Annotated in this window: 27 protein-coding genes and 1 riboswitch; of the genes, 20 read left to right on the top strand and 7 right to left on the bottom strand. The window is 45.6% G+C overall.

Annotation, left to right across the window (positions count from 1 at the left end):
• Window position 1 precedes the first annotated feature (1 nt).
• From narJ to B2739_RS14980, 5 genes are read left to right on the top strand one after another with little or no spacing between them, the layout of a single operon-like run.
• Window positions 2–742 carry a nitrate reductase molybdenum cofactor assembly chaperone gene (gene narJ / locus B2739_RS15000; RefSeq protein ID WP_331346655.1) on the top strand — a complete coding sequence of 247 codons (741 nt, stop codon included), beginning with the start codon at window positions 2–4 and terminating at the stop codon, window positions 740–742.
• A gap of 8 nt (window positions 743–750) precedes the next feature.
• Window positions 751–1,440, top strand: coding sequence for a respiratory nitrate reductase subunit gamma (gene narI, locus B2739_RS14995; protein ID WP_331346654.1), 690 nt, complete (start codon window positions 751–753; stop codon window positions 1,438–1,440).
• 17 nt (window positions 1,441–1,457) lie between these two features.
• Complete coding sequence (locus B2739_RS14990) at window positions 1,458–2,225, top strand: peptidylprolyl isomerase (RefSeq protein ID WP_331346653.1); 768 nt, start codon at window positions 1,458–1,460, stop codon at window positions 2,223–2,225.
• A 27-nt stretch (window positions 2,226–2,252) separates the two neighbouring features.
• Entirely contained in the window at window positions 2,253–2,975 is a 723-nt protein-coding gene (gene ytfE, locus B2739_RS14985; RefSeq protein WP_331346652.1) for an iron-sulfur cluster repair protein YtfE, read from the top strand.
• 1 nt (window position 2,976) lies between these two features.
• Window positions 2,977–3,246, top strand: a complete 270-nt coding sequence (locus tag B2739_RS14980; protein ID WP_331346651.1) for a hypothetical protein — start codon at window positions 2,977–2,979, stop codon at window positions 3,244–3,246.
• A 36-nt stretch (window positions 3,247–3,282) separates the two neighbouring features.
• Here the strand turns inward: B2739_RS14980 and B2739_RS14975 are convergent, their stop codons facing one another.
• On the bottom strand, window positions 3,283–3,666 hold the full coding sequence (locus B2739_RS14975; RefSeq protein WP_331346650.1) for a hypothetical protein: 384 nt from the start codon (window positions 3,664–3,666) through the stop codon (window positions 3,283–3,285).
• A gap of 219 nt (window positions 3,667–3,885) precedes the next feature.
• Here B2739_RS14975 and nrdG point away from each other — a divergent pair, with 219 nt between their 5' ends.
• Both nrdG and nrdD read left to right on the top strand, forming a co-directional pair.
• A complete protein-coding gene (gene nrdG / locus B2739_RS14970; protein ID WP_331346649.1) occupies window positions 3,886–4,350 on the top strand; it encodes an anaerobic ribonucleoside-triphosphate reductase activating protein in 465 nt (154 codons plus the stop codon).
• 39 nt (window positions 4,351–4,389) lie between these two features.
• Window positions 4,390–6,234, top strand: a complete 1,845-nt coding sequence (nrdD, locus tag B2739_RS14965; RefSeq protein ID WP_331346648.1) for an anaerobic ribonucleoside-triphosphate reductase — start codon at window positions 4,390–4,392, stop codon at window positions 6,232–6,234.
• Between the two features lie 121 nt (window positions 6,235–6,355).
• Here the strand turns inward: nrdD and ubiT are convergent, their stop codons facing one another.
• Entirely contained in the window at window positions 6,356–6,868 is a 513-nt protein-coding gene (gene ubiT, locus B2739_RS14960) for a ubiquinone anaerobic biosynthesis accessory factor UbiT (RefSeq protein ID WP_331346647.1), read from the bottom strand.
• An 84-nt stretch (window positions 6,869–6,952) separates the two neighbouring features.
• Between ubiT and ubiU the strand changes: the two genes are divergently transcribed.
• From ubiU to B2739_RS14940, 4 genes are all read left to right on the top strand, one after another.
• Window positions 6,953–7,960 (top strand): ubiquinone anaerobic biosynthesis protein UbiU, encoded by a 1,008-nt coding sequence (gene ubiU / locus B2739_RS14955; RefSeq protein ID WP_331346646.1) that lies wholly within the window; start codon window positions 6,953–6,955, stop codon window positions 7,958–7,960.
• Between the two features lie 16 nt (window positions 7,961–7,976).
• Complete coding sequence (locus B2739_RS14950; RefSeq protein WP_331346645.1) at window positions 7,977–8,870, top strand: U32 family peptidase; 894 nt, start codon at window positions 7,977–7,979, stop codon at window positions 8,868–8,870.
• Window positions 8,871–9,049: 179 nt separating this feature from the next.
• Window positions 9,050–10,309, top strand: coding sequence for a nitrate/nitrite transporter (locus B2739_RS14945; protein WP_331346644.1), 1,260 nt, complete (start codon window positions 9,050–9,052; stop codon window positions 10,307–10,309).
• 102 nt (window positions 10,310–10,411) lie between these two features.
• A complete protein-coding gene (locus B2739_RS14940) occupies window positions 10,412–10,789 on the top strand; it encodes a putative zinc-binding protein (protein WP_331346643.1) in 378 nt (125 codons plus the stop codon).
• A gap of 171 nt (window positions 10,790–10,960) precedes the next feature.
• On the opposite strand, the gene B2739_RS17895 is transcribed toward B2739_RS14940, so the two are convergent.
• Together B2739_RS17895 and yegQ are read right to left on the bottom strand one after the other, a co-directional pair.
• Window positions 10,961–11,176: a 4Fe-4S dicluster domain-containing protein gene (locus tag B2739_RS17895; RefSeq protein WP_331346642.1), complete on the bottom strand. Its 216-nt coding sequence runs from the start codon at window positions 11,174–11,176 to the stop codon at window positions 10,961–10,963.
• A gap of 113 nt (window positions 11,177–11,289) precedes the next feature.
• A complete protein-coding gene (yegQ, locus tag B2739_RS14930) occupies window positions 11,290–12,624 on the bottom strand; it encodes a tRNA 5-hydroxyuridine modification protein YegQ (protein ID WP_331346641.1) in 1,335 nt (444 codons plus the stop codon).
• A 148-nt stretch (window positions 12,625–12,772) separates the two neighbouring features.
• Window positions 12,773–12,892: riboswitch (molybdenum cofactor riboswitch) on the top strand.
• Here yegQ and moaA point away from each other — a divergent pair.
• The 6 genes from moaA (at window position 12,881) to B2739_RS14900 (ending at window position 17,276) form a co-directional block, all read left to right on the top strand.
• Window positions 12,881–13,867 carry a GTP 3',8-cyclase MoaA gene (gene moaA, locus B2739_RS14925; protein ID WP_331346640.1) on the top strand — a complete coding sequence of 329 codons (987 nt, stop codon included), beginning with the start codon at window positions 12,881–12,883 and terminating at the stop codon, window positions 13,865–13,867. Its footprint overlaps the riboswitch before it by 12 nt.
• A 33-nt stretch (window positions 13,868–13,900) precedes the next feature.
• Complete coding sequence (gene moaB, locus B2739_RS14920) at window positions 13,901–14,446, top strand: molybdenum cofactor biosynthesis protein B (protein WP_331346639.1); 546 nt, start codon at window positions 13,901–13,903, stop codon at window positions 14,444–14,446.
• Window positions 14,447–14,450: 4 nt separating this feature from the next.
• Window positions 14,451–14,963 (top strand): cyclic pyranopterin monophosphate synthase MoaC, encoded by a 513-nt coding sequence (moaC, locus tag B2739_RS14915; protein WP_331346638.1) that lies wholly within the window; start codon window positions 14,451–14,453, stop codon window positions 14,961–14,963.
• The gene (locus B2739_RS14910; protein ID WP_331346637.1) at window positions 14,914–15,213 is read left to right on the top strand and encodes a MoaD/ThiS family protein; all 300 of its coding nucleotides are present in this window, start codon (window positions 14,914–14,916) and stop codon (window positions 15,211–15,213) included. The genes moaC and B2739_RS14910 overlap by 50 nt, the downstream gene beginning before the upstream one ends.
• A gap of 8 nt (window positions 15,214–15,221) precedes the next feature.
• A complete protein-coding gene (locus B2739_RS14905) occupies window positions 15,222–15,692 on the top strand; it encodes a molybdenum cofactor biosynthesis protein MoaE (RefSeq protein WP_331346636.1) in 471 nt (156 codons plus the stop codon).
• 297 nt (window positions 15,693–15,989) lie between these two features.
• The gene (locus B2739_RS14900) at window positions 15,990–17,276 is read left to right on the top strand and encodes a VCBS repeat-containing protein (RefSeq protein ID WP_331346635.1); all 1,287 of its coding nucleotides are present in this window, start codon (window positions 15,990–15,992) and stop codon (window positions 17,274–17,276) included.
• 63 nt (window positions 17,277–17,339) lie between these two features.
• Here the strand turns inward: B2739_RS14900 and glp are convergent, their stop codons facing one another.
• Together glp and narL are read right to left on the bottom strand one after the other, a co-directional pair.
• Entirely contained in the window at window positions 17,340–18,587 is a 1,248-nt protein-coding gene (glp, locus tag B2739_RS14895; RefSeq protein WP_331346634.1) for a gephyrin-like molybdotransferase Glp, read from the bottom strand.
• Window positions 18,588–18,605: 18 nt separating this feature from the next.
• Window positions 18,606–19,250, bottom strand: a complete 645-nt coding sequence (gene narL / locus B2739_RS14890; RefSeq protein WP_331346633.1) for a two-component system response regulator NarL — start codon at window positions 19,248–19,250, stop codon at window positions 18,606–18,608.
• 230 nt (window positions 19,251–19,480) lie between these two features.
• On the opposite strand from narL, the gene B2739_RS14885 reads away from it, so the two are divergent.
• Window positions 19,481–21,097: an antiporter gene (locus tag B2739_RS14885; RefSeq protein ID WP_331346632.1), complete on the top strand. Its 1,617-nt coding sequence runs from the start codon at window positions 19,481–19,483 to the stop codon at window positions 21,095–21,097.
• A 176-nt stretch (window positions 21,098–21,273) separates the two neighbouring features.
• Here the strand turns inward: B2739_RS14885 and hemN are convergent, their stop codons facing one another.
• On the bottom strand, window positions 21,274–22,665 hold the full coding sequence (gene hemN / locus B2739_RS14880; protein ID WP_331346631.1) for an oxygen-independent coproporphyrinogen III oxidase: 1,392 nt from the start codon (window positions 22,663–22,665) through the stop codon (window positions 21,274–21,276).
• Window positions 22,666–22,984: 319 nt separating this feature from the next.
• On the opposite strand from hemN, the gene mutS reads away from it, so the two are divergent.
• Together mutS and fdxA are read left to right on the top strand one after the other, a co-directional pair.
• Window positions 22,985–25,654, top strand: coding sequence for a DNA mismatch repair protein MutS (mutS, locus tag B2739_RS14875; protein WP_331346630.1), 2,670 nt, complete (start codon window positions 22,985–22,987; stop codon window positions 25,652–25,654).
• 239 nt (window positions 25,655–25,893) lie between these two features.
• Window positions 25,894–26,217 carry a ferredoxin FdxA gene (fdxA, locus tag B2739_RS14870; protein WP_049629401.1) on the top strand — a complete coding sequence of 108 codons (324 nt, stop codon included), beginning with the start codon at window positions 25,894–25,896 and terminating at the stop codon, window positions 26,215–26,217.
• The last annotated feature ends 91 nt before the right edge of the window (window positions 26,218–26,308 follow it).

The raw sequence follows: 26,308 nt of genomic DNA, 5'->3' as shown, positions 1-26,308 counted from the left end.
CATGAAATTATTAACGGTTTTATCACTGCTGATGGATTACCCGGAAGACAACTCCGAAGAATTGCTAGCAGTGCTGCGCATCGGCGTGCAATTAATGGACGCGCCGCCGCAAGCCAAACAACAAATACATCACCACCTTGATCAGTTTTTAAAATATTACGCAACTACCTCACTGTTGGATCTGCAATCTAACTATGACGGTTTGTTTGAGCGCGGCCGCGCACTCTCACTGCATTTGTTTGAGCATATTCACGGTGAATCCCGTGATAGAGGTCAGGCCATGGTGGATTTACAACAGCAATATCACACTGCCGGTTTGGATATTGGCGTAAAAGAACTGCCCGATTATTTGCCCTTGTATCTGGAGTTTTTATCTACCCAAGGCGAAGAGAATGCGCGCATTGGGTTGGAGGAAGTAGCACCGATTTTATCGGTACTGGCCTGCCGCCTGGAAAAACGCAACAACCCCTATGCCGGTTTGTTTCATTGCCTGATTTTACTTTCCGGAGTGGACGTTAATCTCGATGAATTACATGCACAGCTAGAACAAGAAAAGCGCGATGACACGCCCGAAGCATTGGATAAAGTGTGGGAAGACGAAATGGTGAACTTTGGCGCAGAGAAGAATGCCGATAACTGTAGCAGCTCCACAGTGCGCCCCAGCGCGCAACAAAGTCGCGATCACGTTGAGTTTTTAAATGTTGATGACCTACTAAACCTGAATGCTGCGGCAAAAATATAGGAGCAGATATGAATTATATAAATACCTTGCTATTTGGGCTTTATCCCTACATCGCTTTATTTATTTGTTTTATTGCCAGCTGGATTCGTTATGACCGCGAACAGTACACTTGGAAAGCCAGCTCCAGTCAGCTGCTTGAAGGCAAGCAATTAAAAACCGGTAGCCGTTTATTTCATGTGGGTATCATCACAGTATTACTCGGTCACTTTGTTGGATTGCTGACTCCGGTTGAAGTCTGGCACCTGCTCGGTATTCACGCCCATCACAAACAATTGATTGCCATGACACTGGGTGGCGTTTTTGGTGTGATTTGTTTTATTGGTCTAACCATTTTACTACGCCGCCGGTTATTTAACCCACGCATACGCGCCACCAGCAGCAATATGGATATTGCCGTCTTGTTACTGCTCTACGCGCAATTAATTTTAGGTTTGGGTTCCATTTTTATCTCAGCACAACATACCGATGGTAAAGAGATGCTGCTGCTAATGAGCTGGGCGCAAAATATTGCGACTTTTGATCCAACGCAAGCGGCAACTGCAATCGCATCTGTACACTGGATTTACAAGCTACATGTATTTTTGGGAATGAGTTTATTTGTTGTATTCCCATTTAGCCGTTTGGTGCATGTATTTAGCGTGCCAGTTAAATATGTTGGGCGCAGCTATCAAATAGTACGCAAAAAAGCCTGGCACTAATTACTGCGGAGTAACCTATGATTCAGGTCAACCAAGCTACCATTAATGAACAACATATTCTGGCTGAAATGCAATATCACCCCGCTGCATCACAGCGCGAGGCAATGATAAAAGCCGCTGAGGCACTCATTATCAGTGAACTCTTGCGTCAACGTGCAGCAGCGCTGGATATTCACGTAGGCGATGATAATGCCGCTGCATCAGATAAAGATTTTATTGAAGCCTTGATCGCACAGGAAGTGCCATTGCCAACAGCCGATGAACAAGCTTGCCTGCAATACTTTACTGCCAATGCCCAGCGTTTTATGAGTTCACCACTCCTTGAACTGCAACACATTCTTATTGCTGCCGCGCCCGAGGATGAAGCCGAACGTATTACCGCCAAACAGGACGCTGAAGCGCTGCTGATCAAGCTGCAACTAGGGCAGGATTTTTCCCAACTTGCACAAGCTCACTCCGCCTGCCCATCCAAACAGGAAGGTGGCGATTTGGGCGTGATCAGTCGCGGCCAAACTGTGCCAGAGTTTGAGCGGCAACTGTTGCTGTTACCGGTTGGTTTGCATCACCAACCACTGGAGAGCCGCTATGGTTTTCACATCGTAAAAATCAACCGCATCACTCCCGGTCAGGCGCTGAAATTTGACGATATCAAAGAAAAAATTGCCAACTATTTACAAGAGCGTGTGCGTCACAAAGCCATTGCACAATACATCCAGCAATTAATTAACAACGCCACTATAGAAGGTTACGATTTTTCGGTGCCCACATCACCCCTGATGCAATAAACCCTTTTGCTCTGCGAGGATTAGATCATGAGCCTTGAGACTACCCCCGACCTACTTGACCGAAGCCTGGGCCAACTTGCGCGTAAAATTCCCGGTGCTACGGCGATCTTTAACCAACACGGATTAGATTTTTGTTGTGGAGGCAATAAAAGCCTGCGCCGCGCTGCAGAAGAAAAACATCTGGATAGCGAAACACTTGTTAACTCACTGTTGGCAATAGTCACCAAAGGTGAAACACCCTCCACCGATACCATGCCGCTACCTGATTTGATTGATTATATTCTGGAAAATTTTCATCAGGTTCACAGAGCCGAATTACCCGAATTATTGCGCTTGGCCAATAAGGTGGAACGGGTACATGCAGACAAGCCAGACTGCCCGCACGGTTTAAGCGAGCATTTGTTGCATATGGCACAAGAGCTGGAAATGCATATGCAAAAAGAAGAGCAGATTTTATTTCCTATGATCAAGCAAGGTTCAGGCTCTATGGTGCTTGGCCCTATTAGTGTTATGCGCCACGAACACGATGATCACGCTGCCGCACTGCGCGAGCTGGAACGGCTCACCAATAATATGACCCCGCCATTGGGTGCCTGTAACACCTGGCGTGCACTTTATTTAGGTTTGCAAAAATTGCGTAGCGATTTAATGGAGCATATCCATCTGGAAAACAATTTATTATTTGTCAAACAGGAGGAGCAATTCACCATGCCACCCCTAAACGCAACACCTTACAGCCGTTATAGTTAAAATGAAAAAGCCGGACACCAGCAGTGCGATGAGGGAGTTGGTAACGCAAATACGCGCCCATATTCCCTTTGATGAACTGGATGATGCGCGCGTGTGTTCCGGCAGTTGTATTGGTTGCGCAAAAAATTTATTGGAATATTTGGAGCAGGAAATTATCCACTGGGAATACAGCCTCGCGCGCGACGAAACACCCAGCTTGGGCGACATCAATAAACTGGCGCGCAGTGCTAAAAAAATTTACAAAGTTTTGCAGCTAAATAAATTAGTCTAGCGTTGGAATAAATGATGTCAGCGCTGTTCGATCTCATTACTCGCTTGCCGTAAGCGACAATATTTCTCCCTGCTTATCAAATACCAAATACTGTTCAATCATGCCGGTATTAATGCCGGCAATCATTGCATCCAGCGGTTTATTGGCATCGGTACTGCTTGGCGCTTGTGCGCCTTTGCCTGCGAGGCTGGCGGCAAAAATGAATGACCAGAGCTGCCCGGTATTTGCCGCTTCAGCAAGCAAAGCAGTAAAGCTTGCAATTTCATCTGGTGTTTTATCCACACACATTTTCGGTGTGAGAAAACCGCCTTCATGGGTATCGCCCCCAGCCGCACTATCAATATCCACAAACACCAACAATAAGCGTTGAGCATCTGCTTGCGCGCGCGCGGCTGTTAAAAAATCATCAAAGTGTTCCATTGCTTAACCTCATGTGTTTGCTCTATCACCCAATCTACGCATTACCCATAACCGATGAAATACCCATTAAGGCTTAGCTTGTAACGCGCCCGCCCCCTACTCCCTTATGGGTAGCCCCACACAGAATTTGATTTAGATCAAATATTTCAAACGGCTCACACACTAGGCTTCACTACATATAGAAATGAAACTAAAAATAAACACTAAATGTGGTGCTTTATGAAATTTATGCGTTTCGTTAATGAACAAATTGTCTGGCAGGAGGTTCCCGGTGAAACCTCTCTTGCCTACACCATTACCGGTTGCCCTTTGCGCTGCAAAGGCTGCCATAGCAGTGAGTATCGCAATCCGAAAATAGGCGAGCCATTGTATGCCGACTATTTTCAAAGCCGTTTGAACGCCTACAAGGGCTTGATTAGCTGTGTTGTTTTTTTTGGTGGCGAGTGGTTGCCTGGTTTATTGCAACCCCTGTTGGAACAAGCGCGCCGCGCCCAGCTGAATACTTGTTTATATACCGGTTTTGATTTGATTCCCAATTCATTACTGCCACACCTGACCTACCTGAAAACCGGCGCATGGATCGCAGCGCGGGGCGGCTTGGACAACCCCGACACCAATCAGCGTTTCATTGATTTGCGCACCAATGAGCTTCTGAATTATCGATTTCAAAAACACAGCCAATAACAATTCGCCAATTACCGGCATTTTTCATAAGGAGTTTTTATGTTGCGATTAAACCCTGCCCAACTGAATGAAAAACTGAATTTTATTCAGCACTATCTGGCCGCTGAAAATGCAGCTGATGGCTCCACCATGGATGCCAATGCCAATGTCACACAAAAAAATATTGCTACCCTTGAAGCCGAATTAATGAAAGACTTTTTTGTGCAGGTGAATCGCGCACAAGTGAGCCGAAAAATTGGTGAGTTGTTTGGCGATAGCATGGCCGTAGAATATATCCGCCAGATTGAACAGCATGAAATTTATGTGCACGATGAAACCAGCCTCAAACCCTATTGCGCATCGCTCACCATGTACCCTTTTTTATTGGATGGATTAACCAAGCTGGGCGGAGAATCCCGCGCCCCGCAACACCTGGAATCTTTCTGCGGTACTTTTGTGAATTTTGTATTTGCTGTGAGCTCACAATTTGCCGGAGCCATAGCCACCGTCGAATTCCTTACCTATTTTGATTATTTTGCCCGCAAAGATTATGGCGATGACTACCTGAATACCCACACCAAACAAATTGCCAACCATTTGCAACATGTGGTGTATGCCCTCAACCAGCCCGCTGCCGCACGTGGCTACCAAAGTGTGTTCTGGAACATTTCTATTTATGACCAACATTACTTTGATTCCATGTTTGGTGAATTTGTATTTCCGGACTTCACCAAACCTGAATGGAACAGTGTTGCCAAACTACAGGATTTTTTCCTGCAGTGGTTTAATGCCGAGCGCAGCAAAACCCTGCTGACATTTCCGGTGGTGACCGTCGCCATGCTCACTGAAAATGGCCAATGTAAAGACCATTCTTTTGCGGCGTCGATTGGCTCCCATTTAGCACAAGGCAGCGCATTTTTTATTTACCTGTCTGACAATGCTGATTCACTTGCCTCTTGCTGCCGTCTGCGCAACGAAATTAGTGACCATACGTTCTCCTACACGCTCGGCGCTGGCGGTGTTGCAACCGGCTCAATTAATGTCATCACCATTAACATGAATCGGCTGGTACAGGACGGCCGCGACCTGCTCACTGAAGTTAAAAAAATCCACTGCTACCAAGTCGCCTATCGCCAACTCATGGAAGAATATTTGGCAGCAGGTATGCTCAATGTTTATTCCGCAGGCTTTATCAGTTTGGATAAACAATTTCTTACCATTGGTATTAACGGCATGGTGGAGGCCGCAGAATCGCAAGGCATTCAGGCCAGCAACAACGCGGAATACATTGAATTTGTGCAAAATCATTTAAAGGTGATTTACAACGCTAACCGCGCAGCAAAAGAAGAATTTGGTTATTTATTCAATACCGAATTTGTACCCGCTGAAAACCTTGGGGTGAAAAATGCGAAGTGGGATAAAGCCGACGGCTATAAAGTCGCACGTGAGTGCTATAACTCGTATTTTTATGTGGTGGAGGACGATAACACCAACCCGCTTGATAAATTTATTCTGCACGGTCGCGAGCTGATTGATTATTTGGATGGTGGCTCCGCGTTACATTTGAATCTGGATGAAGCCTTGACTGCCGACGCCTACCTGAGGCTAATCAATATCGCCGCTAAAACAGGCTGTAACTATTTTTGTATCAACGTAAAAATCACTATCTGCAATCAATGCCAGCAAATCGACAAACGAACACTTCACAAATGCTCCGCGTGCGGGTCAGATGATGTGGACTACGGCACCCGCGTAATCGGTTATTTAAAACGTATTTCGTCGTTCAGTGCCGGACGGCGTAAAGAGCACAAGCTGCGCCACTATCACATCAAAAAAGCACGCAATCTTCCTGTTAATAGTGCTCAACACCAAACGGAGAAACACCGCGCTACTGCATCTGCCTAAGCGGGTTTTAATTAGCTAAAACGTGATAATTATTTGACTACCGATGCATGCTGAAGCCTCCTCAGCCGTTTCTGCACCCGGCGCGCCCCCTTAGCCGGTGTGCAGTTTTTTTTGAAAACAGCTATCGATAACGCAGGATAAGCCCCGCGATTTGTTGCACAGTTGCTGCAACGCGTGGGTGTAATTGTGAATGCAGTTCTATACTGGCCAGCATATTTTTTATTCCCAATCCCAATTCAGTATCGCCATTCATTTCCAGACGCCGCTGGAAAAATAACATGTCAGGATCCAGCTTTTGGGTGGCAATCAATAATAGATCGTAACTGTCTGCACTAAAACGCAAATGCGGATTTGACACCACCTCTGCGACTAATAAACTTTTATTCCGGTAGCGGATACTACAATTAACTCCCAGATCTTTAATGCAAATATTCAGCACTTTATCTGTAAAAAAATCCAGCTCGCCCAAGACAATTGCCTCGCGCAATAGATAATTCAAACTGCGCGCCAATGCTAAATGTTGAAGCCGGTCAGGCACCGCTCGCCCGATCCAGTTCAGCGCCACCGGCAGGCGTGGCATCAGTGCCCGCGCGATACTATCTACCCCTTGGCTTACCCTTTGTTGGTATAACATTTTTTCACCTCATCGCCCACAATAGCACTTTGCCAATCATGGCAAGCCAATATCAGGCTGGCTATAAACCATTGGAGGTAGACGATGGAATTGTTGTGTCCTGCAGGCAATATTCCGGCATTAAAAGCCGCTATCGATAATGGAGCTGATGCGGTTTATGTTGGGCTGCGCAACCAGACGAACGCTCGCCATTTTGCCGGTTTAAATCTGGATGCCATTAAACTCAAAGAAGCCGTTCGTTATGCACATCAACACCAGTGCAAATTGCATGTGGCCATTAATACCTTCGCGCACCCGGATAACTGGCAACATTGGAGCGCAGCAGTAGATGAAGCGGTTGAGTCTGGTGTTGATGCACTGATTATCGCGGACATAAGCATTCTGCAATACGCAGCTGAACGCTATCCACAGGCAGAACTGCATTTATCGGTGCAAGCCTCAGCTACTAACGCTGCTGCAATCGATTTCTACAGCCAACAATTTAATGTGCAGCGCGTAGTCTTACCTCGCGTATTGTCTATCGCCCAGGTAAAAAATCTGGCGCACTCCTGCACTACCCCCCTGGAAGTATTTGCGTTTGGCAGCCTGTGCATTATGGCGGAAGGCCGCTGTTATTTAAGTTCGTACTTAACCGGTCAATCGCCCAACACGTTTGGCGCCTGTTCTCCTGCCGAATTTGTGCGCTGGGAAGATCACAATGGCGTGTTGGAGTCGCGTTTGAATAACGTATTAATTGATCGTTTTGGCACGAACGAAACCGCAGGTTATCCCACACTTTGCAAAGGCCGTTTTACCCTCGCCGATGAACCCGGCTCAACGCCTTATCACGCATTAGAAGAACCCACCAGTTTAAATACCATGGAGTTATTGCCGGAATTACTTGCGCTGGGTATTCGCTCATTAAAAATTGAGGGGCGTCAACGCAGCGCCGCTTACGTTGCACAAGTGACACGTGCATGGCGACAGGCTATTGATTGCTGCCGCTCCACTCCGGAAAAATTTTTAGTCAAAACGGAATGGCAGGCGGCGCTCACGCAATTGGCAGAAGGCAGCCAAACTACCCTTGGCGCTTATGAACGGCAATGGCGATAGAAGAAAGGGGTTTATTATGAAATTTTCACTCGGTCCGATTTTATATTTTTGGGATAAAAATAACATTTTGGATTTTTATCGCAGTGCAGCGGAATCCAACGTGGATATTATCTACCTGGGCGAAACAGTTTGTCCTAAACGACGCGAATTGCGTTTGGAAGATTACATCGCCATAGCGCACCAACTGCGTGAAGCAGGTAAAGAAGTCGTGCTCTCTACTATGACGCTATTGGAGTCCCCAGCAGATTTGCGCGAGCTAAATCGCTACTGCGACAACGGTGAATTTTTAATTGAAGCGAACGATATTGGTGCTGTGCGTTTGCTCAATGAGCGGGGGCTACCTTTCGTAGCAGGCAATACCCTCAACTGCTACAACCAGCACAGTTTGCGGTATTTAATGAAAATGGGCATGCAGCGCTGGGTAGTACCGGTTGAATTGCCCTTACGCTGGATCAGTACCCTGTTAAACAACAGCGAAATAACTGATCTGCGGGAGTATTTTACAACCGAGCTATTTGCTTTTGGCCATTTACCGCTAGCTTGGTCCGCACGCTGTTTTACTGCGCGAGCCGAAGGAAAACCCAAAGATCAATGTGATTTATGCTGCAAAAAATACCCCGCAGGCAGAGCAGTCACCAGTCAGGAGGGCGAGCGTTTATTTACACTGAATGGCATACAAACCCAATCGGGCTTTCGCCACAATTTAATCAATGACCTGCAAGGTTTGCAAAACACTATCGACATTATTCGTTTAAGCCCACAAGAGCATGAAACTTTTTTATGGCTTGAACGCTTTCAACAACAATTGCACACCCCGACAACATTTCCTTTGGAAAATCCTGACTGCAATGGTTTTTGGCATGATCAAGCAGGAAAAGAATTGATTATTGCCACTAGTAATAACACCTGAGCCACCAGCCATCGTAATTTACCTGCGTTAACGCTTACCTATTTGTGAGTAAGCAGTACCAATTCATAGTGCTATCGCCCGATAGCAAGCACTGCCCGCCTGGCAGTACACTGCCGATAAAACAGAAAAATTTATTGTTAATGTTAAATGATTTTAATTGTGCTTATCGGGAGCTTTTTATGGCAAGCAGTGAACACAAAGCCTGGTCTGTTGTTATCGCCAGCACCTTTTCATTTACCATTTGTTTTATGATCTGGATGATGTTTGCGGTCATCGGCATCCCCATCAAAGAAGCGCTTTCACTCAATGAAACGGAATTTGGTTTATTGATTGCAATGCCCGTATTAACCGGCTCATTAATCCGCTTGCCAATGGGAATGTGGACCGACAGGTTCGGTGGGCGAATTGTATTTTTTTTACTGATGATCTCAACCGTCATACCTATTTGGCTAATTTCCTATGCACAAGCTTACTGGCAATTTTTAGTATTAAGTTTGTTTGTAGGCGTTGCTGGCGGATCATTTACTGTTGGCATTGCGTATTGCGCACGTTGGTTTAAAAAAGAGCGGCAAGGATTAGCAATGGGAATATTTGGTGCCGGCAATACCGGTGCAGCAGTAACTAAACTCGTTGCACCGATAATTGTTGTCGCTTATGGCTGGACCATGGTTCCCAAAGTTTACGCTGTGCTTATGTTGATTACTGCACTGTTATTCTGGTTTTTTAGTTTTACTGATAGCACCCATAAGGCGACCAGCAATATCACGATCAAACAACAATTGGCGGTGTTAAAAGATCCGCGTGTATGGCGCTACAGCCAGTACTACTCAATTGTATTCGGCGGCTATGTCGCACTCTCATTGTGGATGACAAAATACTACATCACCGAATACGGTTTCGATTTAAAAACGGCGGCGTTATTAGCAGTTGCCTTTAGTTTACCGGGTGGCATTTTGCGCGCGCTGGGCGGATATTTCTCCGACAAATTTGGTGCGCACACCGTCACCTGGTGGGTGCTGTGGGTATCACTGCTGTGTTTATTTTTTCTATCCTACCCGCCTACTGAAATTGTGATTACCACGATCAATGGCCCTATGAGTTTTCATCTTGGCTTAAACGCCACCAGCTTTACCATCATTATGTTTACCATGGGCATTGCCTTTGCTGTTGGTAAAGCGTCCGTATTCAAATACATATCCGATGATTACCCACACAATATTGGCGTTGTTTCTGGCGTTGTAGGATTGGCAGGCGGACTGGGTGGATTTATTTTACCGGTGTTATTCGGTGCCTTAGTGGATCTAACGGGCGTCCGCTCCTCGGCATTTATGTTTATGTTCGGCATTATCTGGACATCCTTAATGTGGATGTACTTCACTGAGGTTCGTCCTATACACGCGGCAGGCGAGCTACAGCGCCGCAACCTCTTGAAACATTGAAGCCATGCAATAACACTTGATGAAAATCAAACGCATTAGTTCAACATTTTTTTACTATTGGTTGTGCTTTATGTAATTTCATCAACGCTTCAGGAGATGAATATGAGTAAAAAAATTGAATACTTCCCACTGGTATACTCCTGTTCAGGCTGCTCCAATCTGGCTCAAATGGCCAATGATCTGGCGATTGTTCTAGACCGCGAAAAGCATGCGCAAATGTCGTGTATCGCAGGGGTTGGGGGCAACGTGAAGGGGCTGGTAAAAATAGCAAAATCCGGCCGCCCTATTCTTGCGTTAGATGGGTGTAAAATTGCCTGTGTCAAACAAGTGCTTCATCAACACAATATTGAACCTACCTGGCATCTGGAATTAAGCAGCCTGGGCTTAAAAAAACGGGAACATCAAAACTATTCCATAAGCGATATGCATAAAGCATTAAATAGCGTTTATCAATTATTGCCTGTCAGGCAGTTAGAATAATAATTGATTAACAGGGACTTTTTTGCAGGAATTTTTTACGGGACTTTTTTACGGGATTGATTCTTTATAGGAGTTTTTACCTATAGGATTTCTGTTTTCTTATAGGGCTTCTGTTTACTTATAGAGCTTCTGTTTACTTATAGAATCTTTTTTCTTATAGAATCCCTTTTATTACAATATCTTTTTCCGTACAGAATCTATTGGACAAACCGCCACACAAGTAGGTGATGGATAATAGCCCTCGCAGCGAATACAGGTATCAATATTTATCACATAGTGGCGCTCCCCCATTGCGATAGCATCACTGGGGCACTCAGGCACACACATATCACAATTAATACAAGAGCCATCAATTTCCAGCAAGAACTGATGCGCTGTTTTTTTCATCTGGTTTCGCCCTGCATTATCGGCGCTGTATTGTTGGCTCTGTATTGTTCGTTCTGTATTGTTCACTCTGTATTATTCACTCTGCATTTTCACCAGTAATATTCGCGCATGATTTACGCTGCAGCTGAGCCTTCTCGCGCTTTAATCAATACCGCACAAGTCAGCCATTTTTCATCGCTCAAATCCATACCCAACGGAGGCGTTATACATACCCTATGCCCCGAGCCGGGAGCCAATTGAATAGATTCTCCGTGTAGGTTGCTCATCCGGGACAGTGTAAACGCGAAATTACCTTTCGGTGTCATCAAGTTATATTGCTCGCCCGCTAGAATTTTATTTTTAACATTAATAATTAATTCTCCTGCGTGATTCTTTCCAATCACCTCGCCGACTATTTGTTCTTCGCCTACACTGTGGCCGCGCGCATACTCTTGCATAGCCTGTAAATGATGACGGCGCAAAAAGCCTTCGGTATATCCTCTATTAGCCAAGCCATCCAGCTCATACAACAGCGATTCATCAAACGGCTTTCCTGCACAAGCATCATCAATCGCCTTACGGTAAACCTGTGCTGTGCGCCCTGCATAATAGGGTGATTTTGTGCGCCCCTCGATCTTAAGTGAGTCCACACCAATAGCAATCAGCTTTTCAACTAAAGCAACCGCACGCAAATCTTTGGAGTTAAAGAGATAACTTCCGTGCTCATCTTCTTCCAGCAAATATTGATCGTGTAAATTATCCGACGCTGCAACATAAATAGATTGTGATGTAGCATGATCTGAAACCACTATTTTTTCTGCACTGTTTGCGGCCGAGTAACTCCACCGGCAAGCATTGGTACAAGCACCCTGGTTAGGATCACGCTTGTTCATATAATTTGAAATAAGGCATCGCCCGGAATAGGCCATACACAAAGCTCCGTGCACAAATACTTCCAGTTCCATCTCAGGACAGCGCTGCTTGATTTCAGCAATTTCGTCAAGCCCCAACTCGCGCGACAAAATCACACGGGTGATACCCTGTGCTTGCCAAAATTTTACTGCAACCCAATTCATCGTATTAGCCTGCACCGATAGATGTAAGGGGATATGCGGGAAAGATTCACGCAACAGATAGATTATTCCTGGATCAGATACAATCAACGCATCCGGATTGAGTGCAATCACTTCACCCATATCGCGTACCACATCTTTAATTTTGCTGTTATGCGGCAACAAATTCACTACAACATAAAACAGCTTATGCAGGTCATGAGCCTGACCAATGCCCAAAGCCATATTTTCCAACGTAAATTCATTATTACGCACACGTAAACTGTATCTCGGCAACCCCGCATATACGGCGTCTGCTCCGTAAGCAAATGCCATGTGCATTGCTTTTAAGCTACCCGCTGGCGATAAGAGTTCCGGTTTTCGCTTAGCCGCAGCCGGTTCAGATATAGGCAACATAATAAAACCCCAAAAATATTTAAATGGGTGCAGTGTAATGCCATCGTCATACTTTTTATTTGACCTAACACAAACACACGCACGCTACCTACTTATGGGTAAAACCCCCACCTCTTCACGGCAATAATGTTTTTACAAACAACACGCTAGTATGCAATTACGCCGAGCTTAAGAGCCTAAGGTCATCCCGACTATGGTATTAAGCCAATGGGTTTATTGAGAAATTGATAAGCCTCCCGCTTTGGAAAGGTGTTTTATGTTAGTTGAACATCCGCTTACGGATACATTTGCGCGCGCATTTACTTATTTACGGTTATCGCTTACCGAAAAATGTAATTTTAGCTGTAGTTATTGCTTGCCAGATGGTAGTGAATGCCATTCCATGAGCGATGATTTAACGCTCACTGAAATTCGCCGTTTGGTCACCGCGTTTGCCCTACTCGGCACACGAAAAATTCGTCTAACCGGCGGTGAACCAACCCTACGGCGCGACCTGTGCGAGATTATCCGGTGCTGTAAAACGATTCCCGGAATTGAATCAGTGGCGCTCACTACCAATGGATTTCGCTTGGAAAAAGATGTGCATGAGTGGCGTAAAGCCGGCCTTGATGCATTGAATGTCAGTATCGATAGTTTGCGCCCCGAGATGTTTCAACTCATCACCGGCAGCGGAAAATTGCGCAGTATTTTACTGGGTTTGGAACAGGCGCAAACATTGGGCTTTAACCAACTCAAAATCAACACCGTATTATTGCGCGAACAAAATGCCAGCGAGATGAGCGACTTTCTCGCGTTTGTAAAAACACGCAACATTACGCTGCGCTTTATTGAACTTATGCGCACCGGTGATAACGCTGCGTTTTTTAGCCGCCAACATCTCAGTGGCGATAGTATCCAGGCACAACTCATGGCAGATGGTTGGACCCACAAAATTCGCAGTGTCAACAGCGGCCCGGCAAAAGAATTTATTCACCCGGATTATGCGGGATCTATTGGTCTGATCATGCCTTATAGCAAAAACTTTTGTGCCGACTGCAATCGTCTGCGAGTTTCCAGCAAAGCAGAATTGTATTTATGTTTATTTGCTGAAAAACATCAATCGCTCCGTCATTTGTTACAAAGTGACGACCCTCAACCGGTCATGCAATTTTTGCACGATGCGCTGATACACAAAACCGCAGGACATGATTTATACCAACAGAACACAGGCTCAACCCGTCACCTTGCCATGATTGGAGGCTAGGATCTTTATCACCGAAATAGCGGAGTGAAATCTATGGGGCATCACACCACAGATCAGACACAACCTTTAGCAATTGCAGTGCTTACCGTATCGGATACACGCAATCTGGAGACAGATACATCTGGCACTGCATTGGCTGAACGTTTACAGGAAGCATCACATCAGCTCGCTGCTCGCGCCTTGGTGATTGATGATATTTACCAAATTCGTGCGCAGTGCTCACAGTGGATTGCCGACAGCGCAGTTCAGGTTGTTTTAATTACCGGTGGTACCGGTTTTACCGGGCGTGATTCAACCCCCGAAGCAATGAAGCCGCTGTTTGATAAAACCGTTGAAGGCTTTGGCGAGTTATTCAGGCAAATATCCTACCGTCACATTGGCACATCCACTATCCAATCACGCGCCATTGCCGGGCTTGCCAATAACACGTTAATTTTTTGTCTGCCCGGCTCTACCAATGCCTGTAAAACCGCATGGGATGAGATCATTAAATATCAATTGGATTCTACCCAGGGCCCCTGCAACTTTGTTCCCCATTTAAAAAAGACTACACGCCCGCATTGCGCAACCCGGGGGTAAAACAATGACTACAACAACACCCGTTATTCATCACAAGCAAGCTGCCCTGAGCCATATTGATCAAAACGGTGCGGCCTGCATGGTAGATGTTAGTGACAAAACAATTACTAAACGCATTGCCGTAGCCAGTGCCATTGTCATTACCCAGCCCAATGTTATTGGTCTGATTAAAAATGCCGGTTTAAAAAAAGGCGATGTCTTGGCTAGTGCGCGCATTGCGGGGATTATGGCGGCAAAAAAAACTGCCGATTTAATTCCGCTATGTCACCCGCTTGCACTGTCAAAAATTAGCATTGATTTTGACTGCAATTTATCGGTTGGTTCAATATCCATTCGGGCTTGTTGTATTACAAACGGCCAAACAGGTGTTGAGATGGAAGCACTAACTGCCGTGAGTGTTGCCGCATTGACTATTTATGACATGTGCAAAGCAGTCGATAAAAACATGGAAATCAGTAGTATTTATCTTGAGCAAAAATCTGGCGGTAAAAGCGGAGACTGGAGCAGGGAAAATTAATATGATCAAAGTATGTTTTTTTGCAGACCTGCGTGAACGTTTAGGGTGCTCAGAGCTTTCTGTCGATGACTTTACAGGGCAAAATGTTGATCAACTGAAAACGTTTATTATCCAGAATAACCCACAATGGGAAAAATATTTTTCAGAAAAAAAATTGCTCATCGCGGTCAATCACTCCATGGCAAACAATGACACGACCGTTGCTGCGGGAGATGAAGTGGCCTTTTTCCCACCGGTTACGGGAGGCTAGGATATTTCATGCTTAGCCGCATTCTGGTTCAAGAAGATGACTTTGATTTATCCGGGGAATACGAATTATTAAAAACCGTAACCTCGCCGTGCGGGGCTGTAGTATTATTTACTGGGTTAGTCCGTGACTTTGTAGCTCCACAACAACTCCTCAACCTTGAACTTGAGCACTACCCTGCCATGACAGCAGCCATGCTGGAAAAGCTCAGTGAACTTGCCAGCGCACGCTGGAAATTACTCCGTGTAACAATAATACATCGCACTGGAAAGCTCTTGCCAGGTGATCAGATTGTCTTGGTGGGAGTATCAAGCGCACACCGCACTGACGCATTTAAAGCGGCTCAGTTTATTATGGATAAACTCAAAACCAGCGCTCCTTTTTGGAAAAAAGAAACATTGAAACGCTACCCCAACAGCAAACCTGAATCTTATTGGGTATCGGCAAAAGACAGTGACGAACAACTTGCCCAGCGCTGGTAAAACGATCAATTTATTACATTCATTTCACTAGCGCCGAACCCTTTTTAATACATACATCATTATAAGCACCATAAAATTATGACTCTAAAGACCACCAGTTATCTTCTTTTTTCATTAATACTAGTATCAAGCCAAAACACGTTAGCAGACGAAAAGGTTGATCGAATAGTCAAGATGGCGAATGACTATTGCGGCCTATGTCATTCAATGCCAAGCCCTAGTGTTGCGCCTAAAGCAAGTTGGCCAAGAATTATCAAGACAATGAATGAGCTTGCGTTAAAAAAATTCGGTAAACCCATGATAGATGAAAACCAAACGCGAGATATTACTGCATTCTATTATGGTAGCTCACCTGAAACCTTGCCTAGGTTGCCGTACAACCAGACACATCAAAAATTAACTTTCAAACAGCACATTGTTGGAGCAAAACAGGAGTTACCGCTTATCACCAACATAAAACTGGCGACCATTGAAGGCAACAAAAAAACAAATTTCATAGTAAGTGATATGGGCAACAATGCAGTATTCCTCCTTTCAAAAGATAACAAAACCTGGCGTGAGAAAAAAATTGCAGATATCGGTGCGTCAGTTTATGCCGACGTAATGGATTACGATGGCGACGCTGATAAAGATGTTGTTATTGGTGATATTGGCGTTCTGCCCTATACCGATAAAAAAGTCGGAAATATTTTTTTATTGCGCAACCAGAATGGAAACACTTTCTCCAAAGAAAAGCTTATGGATGGCATAGGTCGAATTGCAGAGACCAGAGCCATTGATATAGATGGTGACAATGATTTGGATATTGCTGTAGCTGCCTTTGGTGGAGGCGATAGCGGTGAAATATTCTGGATGGAAAATCAGGGCAAAAACAATTATGTAAAACACTCCCTGTTAGACGTTACCGGCGCGCTCAACATAACTCCCTGGGATATGAACAATGATGGGCATATGGATTTTATTAGCCTTATTTCCCAGGAACATGAATTGTTTATGGTGTTTATTAACCAGGGCAACAAACAATTTACTCACAAGGTAATCGCACGTGGGCCTCACCCCATGTTTGGCTCCACCAGTATGCGCTTGGTCGATCTGGATCAAGATGGCGATCTTGATGTGTTGTTTACCAACGGCGATGCGTATGACACCCAACAAGATTTAAAGCCATACCATGGTGTTCAATGGTTAGAAAACCTGAATAACGATCAATTTAGGTTTCACGATATCGGCCGCTTTTATGGAGCAGCCCTGGCGCTAGCCGGAGATATGGATAAAGATGGGGATTTGGATGTCGTTGCCAGCAGCTTTATGAATGATTGGAATGATCCAAAACGGCAAAGCATGGTGTGGTTTGAGAATGATGGAAAGCAAAACTTTGTGCAGCATGATCTGACCGCCAAACCCGCCAGCATTGCTACGTTTGAATTAGCCGATGTAACCGGCGACGGTTATTTGGATATTGTCGCCGGTAGCCTCAGATTAGATCTTTTATTTAAACCCAAGGATGAAAACGATAAAAGTAAACCCGGTAATTCAACGCCCGAACCACGCATCGTGATTTTAGAAAACATGGGCATTCACTAGACAGTATGCATGGATTTATGGCGACCAATTAAAATGATGGAAGCGTAGTTTTTAATAGTCGCCTTAACTGATGAATCGATCAAAAGGAATAACATTAACCACTTCACCTTGATCAACAGAAGTTCGCGCCTCTTCCAGGCACACATAGCAATTGGCATTCGCCATGCCACTGAGCACGCCGGAACTTTGTGATCCCGCACTCCCCACCTGATTAACACCTTGCACATTGCGCAAAATGCCTCGCTGAAAATCCATGCGTCCCGGATGCTTTTTAAAGCGTTGCCCTGCAATAGCAGTGATATGAATTGCTGTAGTTTCTACTTCACCCGATAGATAACGAAGTGCAGGGACAACCAACTGATGATAAGTCACGGCTGTGGCAACCGGATTACCCGGCAAACCAAAAAACCAACCCTTGCCGAGTTTGCCAAATGCAAAGGGCTTTCCTGGTTTGATTGCTATTTTCCAAAAATCAATTTTTCCAATTTCAGCCAGCACTGTTCTGGTGTAATCCGCATCACCTACCGATACACCACCGGTTGAGATAACAACATCAGCCCAGTCTGCCGCTGTGGTAAATGCATCACGCAATAAAACAGGTTCATCCGCAACTATGCCGATGTCTTTTATATCTACCGCCAACCGCTGCAAAAGTGCCAATAAGAGCGGGCGGTTACTATCGTAAATTTTGCCAACGCTGTGTGTCACACCCGGCATTAATAATTCATCGCCAGTGGATAAAATCGCCACACGCAATTTGCGCACGACATTAACCTGCGTAATACCAAGAGAGGCCAGTAGGCCTATATCCAATGCATTGATGCGATGGCCTTTTACAAGCACCTCACTGCCCTGCCGTATGTCTTCACCGGCACGACGAATATTGTCGTTGCACACAACCGTTTTTTTTATATGAATGTGATTACCAATACGCTGGATATTTTCTTGCATCACTACTGCATCAGCACCCGCGGGAATCATCGCACCAGTCATGATTCGCACCGCTTGGCCCACAGACAAATGTTGAATGTCACCCGTAACGTTAAACGGATGCCCCGCTAGCGATTCACCAATCACTTCAAATGTATTTAAACCGGATTGCACATCAATACTACGCAGCGCGTAACCATCCATCGCAGAATTGTCACTCGCCGGTACATTGATACTTGCCAATATCCCACTCGCCAAAACGCGATCCAGTGCCTGTGCTAATGGAACGCTCTCAGTGCCCTGCACGGGCAATAATTGTTGGCGCATACGCACCAAGGCATCTTCAAGTGGCAATAAACCCGGCTGTGAGCAGCAATCCATAGGATGGTCTCCACATCATTAATGTTGTTGGTTAATCATCCATACTGCTGCCTCAACACGCGAACGCAAATTGAGTTTTTTAAGCAGATGTTTAACATGAACCTTGACTGTGCCATCTGAAATATCCAACTCGCGCGCGATTAATTTATTGCTTAAACCCTTGGCAATTAATTTAAGTATTTCCAATTCCCGTTGGGTCAGACTATCGCTCCCCACTGCCGCTTTACTGGCGGGATTTCGAATCGCTGTCGCCAGCGCTTGTGTCACCGCTTCACTTAACACCATTTTTCCCGATAAGGCGCGATCTACCTGCACCAACATTTCTTCGGGCTCCATATCTTTTAACAAATAACCATCGGCTCCTGCAGAAATTGCACTGAGCACGTCTTCGTCGGCATCGGATACCGTTAACATCACAATGCGCGAAGTAACACCTTCATCGCGCAAACGGCGCAGTGTTTCAAGGCCATCCATACCTTGCATATTTAAATCCAATAAAATTAAATCAGGATCTAATTCAACTGCCATCGCAATAGCATCTTTACCATTGCCCGCTTCAGCAACAACCTCCATGTCACCTGACATTGTTAGTAATTGACGCAAACCTTTGCGCAAAAGTGGATGGTCATCCACCAACATAATAGTTGCGGCATTTTCAGTCACACCGACCTCCTCTTATGGATTACTGATTAATTTCCAGTTTACCTGTTTGTGTGCCCCAAAAGGCAGTAAATGCCTATTTATGGGTAGCAGGTTTAATAATGCCTACTCTAATGGGGTAGATACCATAACTCCTAATCCCCTCTCAATTTAATACTGAGGACGAATAGTGTACTTGCCCGAACAACGCCATAGTAAAGCCTGAACTGATACCACTTTTTAGAGGGTGACACATGGCAGACCTACAACAATGGGAACCGGAGCAGCAAACATTTTGGGACGCACAAGGTAAACGTATTGCCAATCGCAATTTATGGATTTCTATTCCCAGTTTGCTCTGTGGTTTTGCGGTGTGGATGCAGTGGAGCATTATCACTGTACAAATGTTGAATTTGGGTTTCCCTTATCAAGCCGCAGATCTCTTCAGCCTGACCGCGATTGCCGGATTAACCGGTGCAACACTGCGTATTCCATCCAGCTTTTTTATTCGCTTATGCGGTGGCCGCTACACCATTTTTTTAACCACCAGCTTACTGATGTTGCCGGCCATTGGTACGGGCATAGCATTACAAGATCAACACACGCCTTTTTGGATTTTTCAATTGATGGCTCTGCTATCAGGTATTGGTGGCGGTAATTTTGCAGCATCCATGTCTAATATCAGTTTTTTTTATCCACGCAAACAACAGGGTTTAGCATTGGGGCTAAATGCTGGTCTTGGTAATTTTGGTGTTACCACCATGCAAATATTAGTTCCTTTATTTATGACCTTTGCCGCTTTTGGAAGCTGGGGTGGTGAGCCGATGATTTTACAATCTGCGAGCGGCACGTTAATCGGCTCCATACCCGCAGGTAGTGAAACCTGGATTCAAAATGCCGGATTTATATGGTTGTTATTGTTAATCCCGCTTTCGTTTGCGATTTGGTTTGGTATGAACAATATTAATACCGTCGAAGTTACGCCTAATTTAAAGGGCGGCGCATTGCGTTCATTTTCGATAATCATTGCAATGCTCTGCATTGGCTTTATCACTTCAGCTGTCGGACTTTGGTTAATAATGCCTGCCGGTGTCAACGGCTCCGGCTTTGGCATCCCTAAAGAACTTGTGTTAGTGCTGGTGCTGTTTACTACAGTGATGTTACTGAAAGTACTGCCCGGTACAATTCGCACCAGCCTTGATCGCCAGTATAAAATTTTTAATAACAAACACACGTGGGTAATGAGCATTTTGTATGTCATGACCTTTGGTTCATTTATCGGTTTCTCGGCCGCGTTCCCTTTATCTATTCAGGTCATTTTTGGTTTTAGTCATCTGGAAGTAGACGGTGTGATGACGCATAACACTGTTAACCCCAACGGCCCCAGCGCGCTCACTTATGCATGGATAGCGCCATTTATTGGTGCGCTGATTCGCCCAGTAGGGGGCTGGGTATCAGACAAATTTGGCGGTGCGTTAGTAACCCAAATGTGTGCTATCACAATGGTTATCCTTTCCATAGTAGCTGCTTACTACATGCGGCTTGCGTATCAATCTGCAAACCCGGAACAATATTTTGTTCCCTTCTTTCTGGTGTTTTTAGGATTATTTGCCGCCAGTGGAATGGGTAACGGTTCTACCTTTTGTTCCATTGCGAATATTTTCCCCAAAGAACAAGCTGGCCCGGCACTGGGCTGGAGCTCAGCGGTCGCAGGTTATGGAGCGTTTTATATTCCACAAGTATTTGGTGAACAGATTAAAGCCGCAACACCAGAATATGCCATGTTAGGTTTTGCAGTGTTCTACGTAGTATGTGTACTGCTCAATTGGTGGTTTTATTTGCGTAAACAGGGCGAATTTTACAATCCATAATTGAAATCACAGGTTTATTTTCATCGCACCTATTTTTATAGGCAGTTGCATCAGCACTGCCCTTTTTATTGTCTTGTTAACGGGTTGCAATTTTTACGTGGATTTCGGGCGGGGTTTTTATCTGCTTACGTAAACTTATTAGATGACTATTATTTTCTAAAATTTTTAAATATTTTTTAAATTACTTTTGAGTAACGAATAGTTGAAGAGTTATTGAGATATTCATCAAACACCATGCAAATCCGGCGAATCAATAAACGCCCCGCATTAAGCACCTCGATTCCCTCTTCATTAACTACCAATAAGCCATCATCAACCATAGGTTTTAATTGCGCCAGCTCCTGTGAAAAGTGATTGCGGGTATTGATACCAAACAGCCGGTCAACTTCTGAAAAACCCAATTTAAAATGGCAAATTAACTGATTAATCACAAATTGCCTCAGCAAATCCTCGTCACTTAATTTAATGCCTTTAACAAAAGGGATTAAACCAGATGCAACGATTATTTGATAATCCTCAACTTTTTTCGCATTTTGTAAATAAATACCCCCAAATGCGCTAATCGCCGAAACACCAAACGACAGCAAATCACACTCACCATGTGTAGAGTATCCTTGAAAATTACGCTGTAAATTTCCCTCTTGCTGCGCTTTCACCAAGCTATCATCAGGCTTGGCAAAATGATCCATTCCAATATAGATATACCCGGCGTTTTGCAAACGCTCTATCGCCATATGCAAAAGATCCAATTTTTGCTGTGCCGAAGGTAGATCTTTTTCATGGATCAACGCCTGACTTTTGAATAGATGTGGCATGTGCGCGTAATTAAAAAGTGATAAACGATCTGGCGACAGTTCAATCACCCTATTTAATGTTTCACTGACACTACTCATTGATTGCATGGGCAATCCATAAATCAAATCCATGCTAATCGAGTGGTACGCTTGTTGGCGTAGCGCCTTTACTAACGCACCAACCTCATCAACACTGTTATAGCGATTAACTGCTTTTTGAACTTTGGGGTCAAAATCTTGCACACCCATACTGACCCGATTAAATCCAAGCTTACGCAAGTGCGCCATAGTGTTTGCAGATACTCGCCCTGGATGAATCTCTATCGAATATTCCCCGCTATCATCATCGCGCAAATTAAAGTAGTTGCGTGTTGCGGCCATTAGCCAGGACATTTCATCATCGCTGATAAATGTAGGAGTGCCTCCACCCCAATGCAATTGGGTCACTGGCCGTGAGGTATCAAACATGTCTGCCTGCATGGCCATCTCGCGCACCATCTGCTCCAGATAGGGTTGCGCACGCCCCTTATTGTTAGTAACAACTTTATTGCAGCCACAATAAAAACAAAGGGTGTCGCAGAAGGGAATATGAAAATAAAGAGAAAGCGGCCTACCACTTGCATTACTCCGATCCACTGCTGCTGTAAAACTGGTACTGGAAAAGCTTTCGCAAAATTGTGGGGCGGTAGGATATGAGGTATAGCGCGGCCCGGTTAAATCGTATTGCCTGATGAGATCCGAATTCCATTCAAGTGGCGCTTGGAAGTATTGCATGAGACAACCTTGATTTATTCAGCGACTCCAACGCAGAGTCTTGATGATGAGGATTTCATCAGAATACTCTTTCCATAATGAAAGTTATTGACATGCATCAATCCACACACACCCAAAAAACATGAGCCCACAACCAATAGGCTTCTGGCTGATAAATCTCTGACTACATAAGTGCCGGTACTTAAGGTACTCCGCTACCAGCCAGACTATGGGATAATGCCCGCCATCGCACTGCAGGCCATAGAAAGGCTCGCGCCACCGGCCTTTGCGGAATCAAAAAAACATTTAAAAATCAATTGATTACAAGAAATCCATCGCAATGAATACGATTGAACCAACAGACCAGCACACACCGATGATGCAGCAGTACCTGCGCATTAAAGCCCAGCATAAAGACGAGATGGTGTTTTATCGCATGGGGGATTTTTACGAGCTGTTTTTTGATGATGCCAAGCGCGCCTCGGAGATTCTGGACATCACCTTGACTGCACGCGGCAAGTCGAATGGCGAGCCGATTCCGATGGCGGGAATCCCCTTTCATTCGGCCGACGGCTACCTCGCCAAATTAGTGAAAGAAGGCGTTTCGGTCGCGGTGTGCGAACAGATTGGTGACCCTGCAACAAGCAAAGGGCCGGTTGAGCGCAAGGTGGTGCGCATTGTCACGCCGGGTACGGTGAGCGATGAGGCGCTGCTGGATTCACGCCGTGATAATTTGTTGGTGGCATTGCATCAGGCGGGTGAGACATTTGGGATTGCATCGCTGGATATGGCGAGCGGCCGCTTTCTGGTGCTGGAAGTGGAAGGCTTGGAGGCGGCGCTGGGCGAATTACAGCGATTAAGCCCTGCGGAATTATTAATTAGCGATCACATCACCACACAGGCATTAGTCGAGAATCGCAAAGGTTTGCGCCGCCGTGGCCCTTGGGAATTTGATTTGGAAACCGCCGAGCGTTTGTTGATTCAACAATTCGCAACGAAAGATTTAGCCGGTTTTGGTTGCGACCATTTAAAGGCGGCAATTTGTGCTGCCGGTTGTTTATTAAGTTACGCACGCGAAACCCAGCGCACCGCCCTGCCTCATGTGCGCAGCCTTGCGCATGAAAACCGCGATGAAGCGGTGATTATGGATGCAGCAACACGCCGTAATCTGGAACTGGATATCAACCTGACCGGCGGCGATGAGCACACTTTATTTTCGGTGTTGAATCGCGCCGCGACCAGTATGGGCAGCCGCTTGTTGCGCCGCTGGTTGAACCGCCCGTTGCGCGATTTGGATTTATTAACTGGCAGGCAAGATGCGATTGCTGAATTGCAGCACAATTATGCGTTTGAAATTTTCAACGGCATTTTAAAACGTGTAGGCGATATGGAACGCATTCTTGGTCGCTTGGCATTGCGCTCCGCGCGCCCGCGCGATTTATCGCGTTTGCTGATGTCGATTGGTACTTATCCGGAATTGCAAAATGAACTTGCGCAAAAAAAATCGCCGCAATTAAAAAATCTCGCGCAGCAAATTTCCACCTTTCCCGATTTGGTGGAATTGTTATCGCGCGCAATTATTGAAAACCCGCCGGTGGTGATCCGCGATGGTGGTGTAATTGCGGAAGGTTACGATGCTGAATTGGATGAGCTGCGCAACATTAGCACTAACGCTGGGCAATATTTGTTGGATTTGGAAACACGCGAGCGCGAGCGCACCGGCATTCCAACCTTAAAAGTTGGTTACAACCGCGTGCACGGTTATTTTATTGAATTGACCTCGGCACAGTCGGAAAAAGCACCGGCGGATTATATCCGTCGCCAGACATTAAAAAATGCCGAGCGCTACATCACACCGGAATTAAAAGAATTTGAAGATAAAGCGCTCTCTGCACAAAGCCGCGCACTTGCGCGTGAAAAAGCACTCTACGAAGAACTGATTGATATTTTGAATGTGCAATTAATTCCATTGCAGGATTCTGCAGCGGCCGTTGCTGAATTGGATGTGCTTGCCACGTTGGCAGAGCGTGCGGATGCACTGGGTTTTTGCAAGCCGGAATTATCCTTGCGTGCGGGCATTCATATTGTTGGTGGCCGCCATCCGGTGGTTGAACAAGTGACCAGCGCACCCTTTGTGCCGAACGATCTGGAATTTAATCCGCAGCGCCATATGCTCATCATCACCGGCCCGAATATGGGCGGTAAATCCACTTATATGCGGCAAGCGGCATTAATCACACTGCTTGCTCACATTGGCAGTTTTGTTCCGGCGCAACAAGCAACGATTGGTATTGTTGACCGGATTTTTACCCGCATTGGTTCAGCCGATGATTTGGCCGGTGGCCGTTCGACTTTTATGGTGGAGATGACTGAAACCGCGAACATTTTGCACAACGCGACTGAGCGCAGCTTGGTGTTGATGGATGAAATCGGGCGCGGCACCAGTACCTTTGATGGTTTGTCGCTCGCCTGGGCTTGCGCCAAACATCTCGCTGAAAAAGTGCGTGCGTTTACCTTATTCGCCACACACTATTTTGAAATTACTTCATTACCTGAAACAGTTTCCGGAATTGCGAACGTGCATTTGAATGCAACCGAACACAAAGACAACATTGTGTTTTTGCATAAAGTGCAAGAAGGTCCCGCGAGCAAAAGTTATGGGCTGCAAGTTGCAAAATTGGCTGGCATTCCTGCGCAGGTGTTGGCGGAAGCACAGCAGCAATTGCATTTGCTGGAAAATGGTGAGCATCCGCATTCCATTAAATCAAACACAATTTCGGCTAGCGCAACGGAATCGGTAGATATCGTGGCACATGCCACGGTAAATGCCCTGCTGAATAATCCGGCACATGCGCCCGCCGTTGAATCACCGGCGCAATCGGGTTTGTTTGATAGCTTGCCTAATCCGGCGTTGGCGGCATTGCATAAAATCAATCCGGATAATTTATCGCCGCGTGAAGCGCTTGAGCAGCTGTACAAATTAAAAGAGCTTTACTCTCGAGGAAGGTAATGCGAGGAAAATAGCTAACGGGTATCGACAAATTTGATATGGGTTATCACCAAAATCGGTATTCAAAAAGAACCATTCTCAACTGCGCTTTTTCACACTGAAATCAGCGCTTTTCGGGGATGTTTCAGCGGAAAAAGCCTACCCAAACCGGGTTTGGCTGTTTAGAATGCGCGCTCTTGCGTTGCGCCCGGTGAACTGGCGCATTGACTATCGAATTCTGTTACTTGTGGGAGTCTCCTATGACGTTTGTAGTTGGGGAAAATTGCATCAAATGTAAACACACTGACTGTGTGGAAGTCTGCCCTGTAGATTGTTTCTACGAAGGCCCCAATTTTCTGGTGATTCACCCGGATGAGTGTATTGATTGTGCCTTGTGTGAACCTGAATGCCCTGTTGGCGCCATCTTCTCGGAAGATGAACTACCGGAAGACCAAGCGGTATTCCTGGAATTGAACGCCGAACTGGCGCAGGTGTGGCCAAACATCACCGAAATGAAAGATGCCCCTGCCGACCACGCCGAGTGGGATGGTGTTCCAGGCAAATTGCAATATCTGGAGCGTTAATCGCCTTAGGTAGGACAATGTACCTACTGGCTAAAACCGCGCATTGCGCGGTTTTTTTTCGCCTGTAATCAAGAAGATCACAGAAATCCAC

The organism is Cellvibrio sp. UBA7661, from assembly GCA_002483365.1.
Lineage (GTDB): Bacteria > Pseudomonadota > Gammaproteobacteria > Pseudomonadales > Cellvibrionaceae > Cellvibrio.
The sequence above is the reverse complement of the archived record's forward strand: the minus strand, read 5'-3'. Positions and strand labels throughout refer to the sequence as shown.

Bases quoted from the DNA above. Each gene is read 5' to 3' on its own strand.
- narJ (WP_331346655.1), top strand. From the start codon at position 2: ATGAAATTATTAACGGTTTTATCACTGCTGATGGATTACCCGGAAGAC.
- narI (WP_331346654.1), top strand. From the start codon at position 751: ATGAATTATATAAATACCTTGCTATTTGGGCTTTATCCCTACATCGCT.
- B2739_RS14990 (WP_331346653.1), top strand. From the start codon at position 1,458: ATGATTCAGGTCAACCAAGCTACCATTAATGAACAACATATTCTGGCT.
- ytfE (WP_331346652.1), top strand. From the start codon at position 2,253: ATGAGCCTTGAGACTACCCCCGACCTACTTGACCGAAGCCTGGGCCAA.
- B2739_RS14980 (WP_331346651.1), top strand. From the start codon at position 2,977: ATGAAAAAGCCGGACACCAGCAGTGCGATGAGGGAGTTGGTAACGCAA.
- B2739_RS14975 (WP_331346650.1), bottom strand. From the start codon at position 3,666: ATGGAACACTTTGATGATTTTTTAACAGCCGCGCGCGCGCAAGCAGAT.
- nrdG (WP_331346649.1), top strand. From the start codon at position 3,886: ATGAAATTTATGCGTTTCGTTAATGAACAAATTGTCTGGCAGGAGGTT.
- nrdD (WP_331346648.1), top strand. From the start codon at position 4,390: ATGTTGCGATTAAACCCTGCCCAACTGAATGAAAAACTGAATTTTATT.
- ubiT (WP_331346647.1), bottom strand. From the start codon at position 6,868: ATGTTATACCAACAAAGGGTAAGCCAAGGGGTAGATAGTATCGCGCGG.
- ubiU (WP_331346646.1), top strand. From the start codon at position 6,953: ATGGAATTGTTGTGTCCTGCAGGCAATATTCCGGCATTAAAAGCCGCT.
- B2739_RS14950 (WP_331346645.1), top strand. From the start codon at position 7,977: ATGAAATTTTCACTCGGTCCGATTTTATATTTTTGGGATAAAAATAAC.
- B2739_RS14945 (WP_331346644.1), top strand. From the start codon at position 9,050: ATGGCAAGCAGTGAACACAAAGCCTGGTCTGTTGTTATCGCCAGCACC.
- B2739_RS14940 (WP_331346643.1), top strand. From the start codon at position 10,412: ATGAGTAAAAAAATTGAATACTTCCCACTGGTATACTCCTGTTCAGGC.
- B2739_RS17895 (WP_331346642.1), bottom strand. From the start codon at position 11,176: ATGAAAAAAACAGCGCATCAGTTCTTGCTGGAAATTGATGGCTCTTGT.
- yegQ (WP_331346641.1), bottom strand. From the start codon at position 12,624: ATGTTGCCTATATCTGAACCGGCTGCGGCTAAGCGAAAACCGGAACTC.
- moaA (WP_331346640.1), top strand. From the start codon at position 12,881: ATGTTAGTTGAACATCCGCTTACGGATACATTTGCGCGCGCATTTACT.
- moaB (WP_331346639.1), top strand. From the start codon at position 13,901: ATGGGGCATCACACCACAGATCAGACACAACCTTTAGCAATTGCAGTG.
- moaC (WP_331346638.1), top strand. From the start codon at position 14,451: ATGACTACAACAACACCCGTTATTCATCACAAGCAAGCTGCCCTGAGC.
- B2739_RS14905 (WP_331346636.1), top strand. From the start codon at position 15,222: ATGCTTAGCCGCATTCTGGTTCAAGAAGATGACTTTGATTTATCCGGG.
- B2739_RS14900 (WP_331346635.1), top strand. From the start codon at position 15,990: ATGATAGATGAAAACCAAACGCGAGATATTACTGCATTCTATTATGGT.
- glp (WP_331346634.1), bottom strand. From the start codon at position 18,587: ATGGATTGCTGCTCACAGCCGGGTTTATTGCCACTTGAAGATGCCTTG.
- B2739_RS14885 (WP_331346632.1), top strand. From the start codon at position 19,481: ATGGCAGACCTACAACAATGGGAACCGGAGCAGCAAACATTTTGGGAC.
- hemN (WP_331346631.1), bottom strand. From the start codon at position 22,665: ATGCAATACTTCCAAGCGCCACTTGAATGGAATTCGGATCTCATCAGG.
- mutS (WP_331346630.1), top strand. From the start codon at position 22,985: ATGAATACGATTGAACCAACAGACCAGCACACACCGATGATGCAGCAG.
- fdxA (WP_049629401.1), top strand. From the start codon at position 25,894: ATGACGTTTGTAGTTGGGGAAAATTGCATCAAATGTAAACACACTGAC.